The sequence below is a fragment of the Actinomadura sp. NPDC048032 genome (genome assembly GCF_040653175.1).
GTDB lineage: Bacteria > Actinomycetota > Actinomycetes > Streptosporangiales > Streptosporangiaceae > Spirillospora > Spirillospora verrucosospora.
The window spans coordinates 1-3,794 of record NZ_JBEZJP010000594.1 but is presented as its reverse complement, the minus strand read 5'-3'; the positions used below and the strand labels follow the sequence as shown (position 1 = coordinate 3,794).

At 78.8% G+C, this 3,794-nt stretch carries 5 protein-coding genes; 3 read left to right on the top strand and 2 right to left on the bottom strand.

Annotated elements, in window-relative coordinates:
* A partial coding sequence (locus tag AB0C69_RS39585; protein ID WP_360361420.1) for a winged helix-turn-helix domain-containing protein occupies positions 1 to 274 on the bottom strand: 274 nt, incomplete at its 3' end.
* A 47-nt stretch (positions 275 to 321) separates the two neighbouring features.
* On the opposite strand from AB0C69_RS39585, the gene AB0C69_RS39580 reads away from it, so the two are divergent.
* Positions 322 to 1,527: an MFS transporter gene (locus AB0C69_RS39580; RefSeq protein ID WP_360361417.1), complete on the top strand. Its 1,206-nt coding sequence runs from the start codon at positions 322 to 324 to the stop codon at positions 1,525 to 1,527.
* On the opposite strand, the gene AB0C69_RS39575 is transcribed toward AB0C69_RS39580, so the two are convergent.
* A complete protein-coding gene (locus AB0C69_RS39575; RefSeq protein ID WP_360361414.1) occupies positions 1,524 to 1,670 on the bottom strand; it encodes a hypothetical protein in 147 nt (48 codons plus the stop codon). The two genes, AB0C69_RS39580 and AB0C69_RS39575, sit on opposite strands and share 4 nt — an antisense overlap.
* Here AB0C69_RS39575 and AB0C69_RS39570 point away from each other — a divergent pair.
* Positions 1,669 to 2,733: a hypothetical protein gene (locus AB0C69_RS39570; protein WP_360361411.1), complete on the top strand. Its 1,065-nt coding sequence runs from the start codon at positions 1,669 to 1,671 to the stop codon at positions 2,731 to 2,733. The two genes, AB0C69_RS39575 and AB0C69_RS39570, sit on opposite strands and share 2 nt — an antisense overlap.
* 36 nt (positions 2,734 to 2,769) lie before the next feature.
* Positions 2,770 to 3,794 (top strand): hypothetical protein (locus tag AB0C69_RS39565; RefSeq protein ID WP_360361409.1); only part of this gene is annotated, 1,025 nt, incomplete at its 3' end.

Below are 3,794 nucleotides of genomic sequence, written 5' to 3'. Positions count from 1 at the left end.
GTCCACCCGCTGCAGACCCGACATGAAGATCACCAGCGGGAAGCCGATCTGCATCGGCGTTGAGCTGGCCGTAGCACTCCTGGACGAGGCCGCGGGAGACGCCGAGCTGGCGGGCCAGCTCGCGGGACGACGGCAGCCGCTCCCCCGCCTTGAGGCGTCCGGTGCAGATCGCGTCGCGCAGCGCGGTCTCCAGCTGCGCGCGCAGCGTCCCGGTCGCGTCGCGGTCCAGGTCCAGCAGCAGCTCCGGCGGCGAACCGGCCCACTCGATTGCCATGAAATTGGACCATATAGCAGGCCGGATGGTCCCCTACCGTCGTCCCCATGAGCGAGACACGGGAGACACTGCCCCGGCCGAGCACCTCCGCCGCCGCGCGGCCGCCGCTGGTCGGGCGGCATCTGGCGCTGGTGTTCGCGGCCGCCTTCGGCACGCTGACGGGGTTCTTCCTGCTGTTCTCGGTCGTGCCGATGTACGCGGTCGACGGCGGCGCGGGCGGGGTCGGGGCGGGCGTCACCACGGGCGCGCTGATGCTGACGACCGTGCTCGCCGAGCTCTCGCTGCCCCGGCTGCTCGACCGGTTCGGGCACCGGCGGGTCCTCGCGGCGGGAATCGTGCTGCTCGGGGCGCCCTCCCTCGCGCTGCCGTTCTCCTCGACCATGGCGACGATCACGGCGGTGAGCCTGGTGCGCGGCCTCGGCTTCGCGGTGGCCGTGGTGGTGTCGGGCGCGCTGGTCGCGGGGCTGCTCCCGGCGGAGCGGCGCGGCGAGGGGATCGGGCTGTTCGGGATCGTGGCGGGGGTGCCGTCGCTGCTCGCGCTGCCGCTCGGGGTGTGGCTCGCGGGCGAGGTCGGCTACACGCCGGTGTTCGTCGCGGGCTCGGTCGCCTCGCTCGCCGCGCTGGCGGCGCTGCCCGGCCTGCCGGGCAGGATCACCGGCCCGGACTCCGGCGGACCGGCCCCCGAGCGGCCCTTCGGCATCGTCGCGGGACTGCGGTCGGCGGCGCTGCTGCGCCCGGCCCTCGCGTTCGCCTCGACCGCGATGGCGGCGGGCGTCCTGGTCACGTTCCTGCCCGACGCCGTCCCCGCCGGGGTCGCGGCGGCGGCGCTGTTCGTCCAGCCCGCGGCCGCCACGCTCTCGCGCTGGTGGGCGGGCCGGATCGGGGACCGGCACGGCGCGGCGCGGCTCCTCCTGCCCGCCGTGGCCGTCTCCGCGGCCGGCATCGCGCTGCTGTCCCTGGCGCCGAACACGGTCGCCGTCCTCGCCGCCATGGTGGTGTTCGGGGCGGGCTTTGGCGTCACGCAGAACGCCAGCATGGCCATGATGTTCGAGCGGGCGCCCGCGTCCGGCTACGGCACGGTCAGCGCGCTGTGGAACATCGGCTACGACGGCGGCATGGGCGTCGGCGGCGCCGCGTTCGGCGTCACGGCCGCCGCGACCGGCTACCCCGTCGCCTTCGCGCTCACCGCCGCCGTGATGTTCCTGGCCCTGCCCCTCGCGGTCTCCCGCCGCTCCGGCTCCCGCCGCTCCTAGCCGAGCCGGGCGGCGATCCGGTCGACGTCGCCGCGCTCCGCCGCGGGCAGCGGCGCGCCCACGGCCGCCCTGGCCCGCGAGGCGGCGGCCAACGCCCGCGCGGCCTCCGCGCGGCGTCCGGCGAGGGAGAGCGCCCCGGCCATGCCCTCCTGGGCGAGCGCGAACCCCGCGGGGGTGGCCGGTGGCGCGGGCCGCCGCCAGGCCCTCGGTGTGCAGGTCGAGCGCCCCGGCGGCGTCGCCGCGCAGCTCGGCGATGAACCCCAGCTCGGCCAGGAGGAAGGCCAGGCCGGGCGCCCCCTCGATCGCGCGGCACCAGTCGAGCCAGCGCCGCAGGACCGCCTCGGCCTCGGCCAGGCGCCCGCGCCTGCGCGCCGCGAGGGCGAGGCCGACCTCGGCGAAGTGCTCCATCCGGCGGTGCGCCTCGCGGACGGCCAGCCGCCTGCCGCGCTCGTGCAGGTCGTCGGCGCGGTCGAGGTCGCCTTCGAGCAGCGCGACGCGGCCGAGGCGGGCGAGGCGGCCGGCCGCCTCCGCCCCGAGCCCGAGCTCCTCGGCGTCACGCAGGCCGCTCTCGTGCAGGTCCCGCGCGCGGGCGTAGTCGCCGGTCACCTCCGCGAGCAGGCCGAGCGTCTCGGTGGCCTGGAGGCGGCCCCACCGGTCGCCCGCCGCGCCGAACAGCCGCAGGGCCCGCTCGCCGTCGCGGCGGGCCCGGGCGAGGTCACCGGCCGACAGCGCCTGCCCGGCCCGCACGGCGAGCGCCGCCGCCTCGCCCCACTCGTCTCCCCGGGCGCGGAACCCGTCGAGCGCGCGGGCCGCGAGCTCGTCGATCGCCTCCAGGTCCCCGAACCCGCCGCGGACGAACCCGAGGAACCAGCACGCCCACGGGTCGCCGTCGGCGGCGAGGGCCTCGCGCACCCGCTCGTCGCGGTCGGCGCCGTCGCCGTCCAGCAGGGCGAACCCGGTGTGCCAGGTCCGCGCCCGCGCGGCGGACGCCGGGTCCGCCGCGCCCGGCACGGCGAGCGCCCGCTCGAACGCCCGGCGCGCCTCGCCGGCGCGGCCCCACAGGAACCAGGCCCAGCCCATCGCGTCGACCAGCCGCAGCGCGCGTCCGGCGTCGCCCGCCCGGACGGCGCCGTCGAGGGCGGCCCGCAGGTTGCCGGTCTCCGCGCGCAGCCGCCGCAGGGCGTCGCGCTGCCCGGGACCGCGTAGGTCGGCGCTCTCGGCGAGGCGGATGTAGTAGTCGGCGTGGCGGCGGCGCACCCGCTCCTCCTCGCCCGCCTCCCGGAGCCGCTCGGCGCCGTACGCGGCGACCGTTTCGAGCAGCCGGTACCGCGGCCCCTCGCCCGCCACGACGAGCGACCGGTCGACGAGGCCCGCGAGCGTCTCGACGTCGGCGCCGCAGACCGCCTCGGCCGCGTCGAGGGTGCAGCCGCCCGCGTGGACCGCCAGCCGCCGCAGCACCGCCCGCTCGCGCTCCTCCAGGGGCTCCCAGCTCCAGTCGATCAGGGCGCGGAGCGTGCGCTGCCGGGGCGGGGCGTCCCGGGCGCCGGACGACAGCAGCCGGAAGCGGTCGTCCAGCCGTTCGGCCAGGCCGGCGACGCCGAGCGCCCGCACCCGCGTCGCCGCCAGCTCCAGGGCCAGCGGGACGCCGTCGAGGCGGTCGCAGATCGCGGCGATCGACTCGGCCTCCCCCGGGCCGGACGCCAGGCCCGCCCGCTCGGCGAACAGCGCGGCTGCGGCCCCGGCGTCCAGCGGCGGGACGGTCCAGAGCCGCTCCCCCGAGATCGCCAGCGGCTCCCGGCTAGTGGCGAGGACCCGCAGGTCCGCGACGTCGCGCAGCAGCGCCGCCGCCAGCCGCGCCACCGGCTCGGCCACGTGCTCGCAGTTGTCGAGGACCAGCAGCGCCCGCCTGCCGCCGAGCGCCTCGCCCAGCCGCGCGGCCGGTCCGCCGCCGGAACCCGCGTCGTCGCGCAGCCCGAGCACCCCGGCGGTGAACGACGCCGCGTCGTCGGCGGACGCGCCCGCCTCCAGCCCCTCGTCGAGCCGCACGAGCCACACCTCGCCGGCGCCGCGCAGGGCGCGCGCGACGGCCACCGCGAGCCGGGTCTTGCCCACCCCGCCCATCCCGTGCAGCGTCACGAGGCGCGCCTCCTCCAGCAGCGCGGCCAGTTCCCGGACGGCCGCGTCCCGGCCGACGAGGGGCGTCACGTCCGCGGGCAGGTTGCCTCGCGGCCCGCCGACCGCCGGGTCGCGGCGCAGCATGGAGGCGT

What these genes read in the sequence shown, in the direction of transcription:
- AB0C69_RS39580 (WP_360361417.1), top strand. Translation starts at nt 322, where the DNA reads ATGAGCGAGACACGGGAGACACTGCCCCGGCCGAGCACCTCCGCCGCC.
- AB0C69_RS39570 (WP_360361411.1), top strand. Translation starts at nt 1,669, where the DNA reads ATGCCCTCCTGGGCGAGCGCGAACCCCGCGGGGGTGGCCGGTGGCGCG.
- AB0C69_RS39575 (WP_360361414.1), bottom strand. Translation starts at nt 1,670, where the DNA reads ATGGCCGGGGCGCTCTCCCTCGCCGGACGCCGCGCGGAGGCCGCGCGG.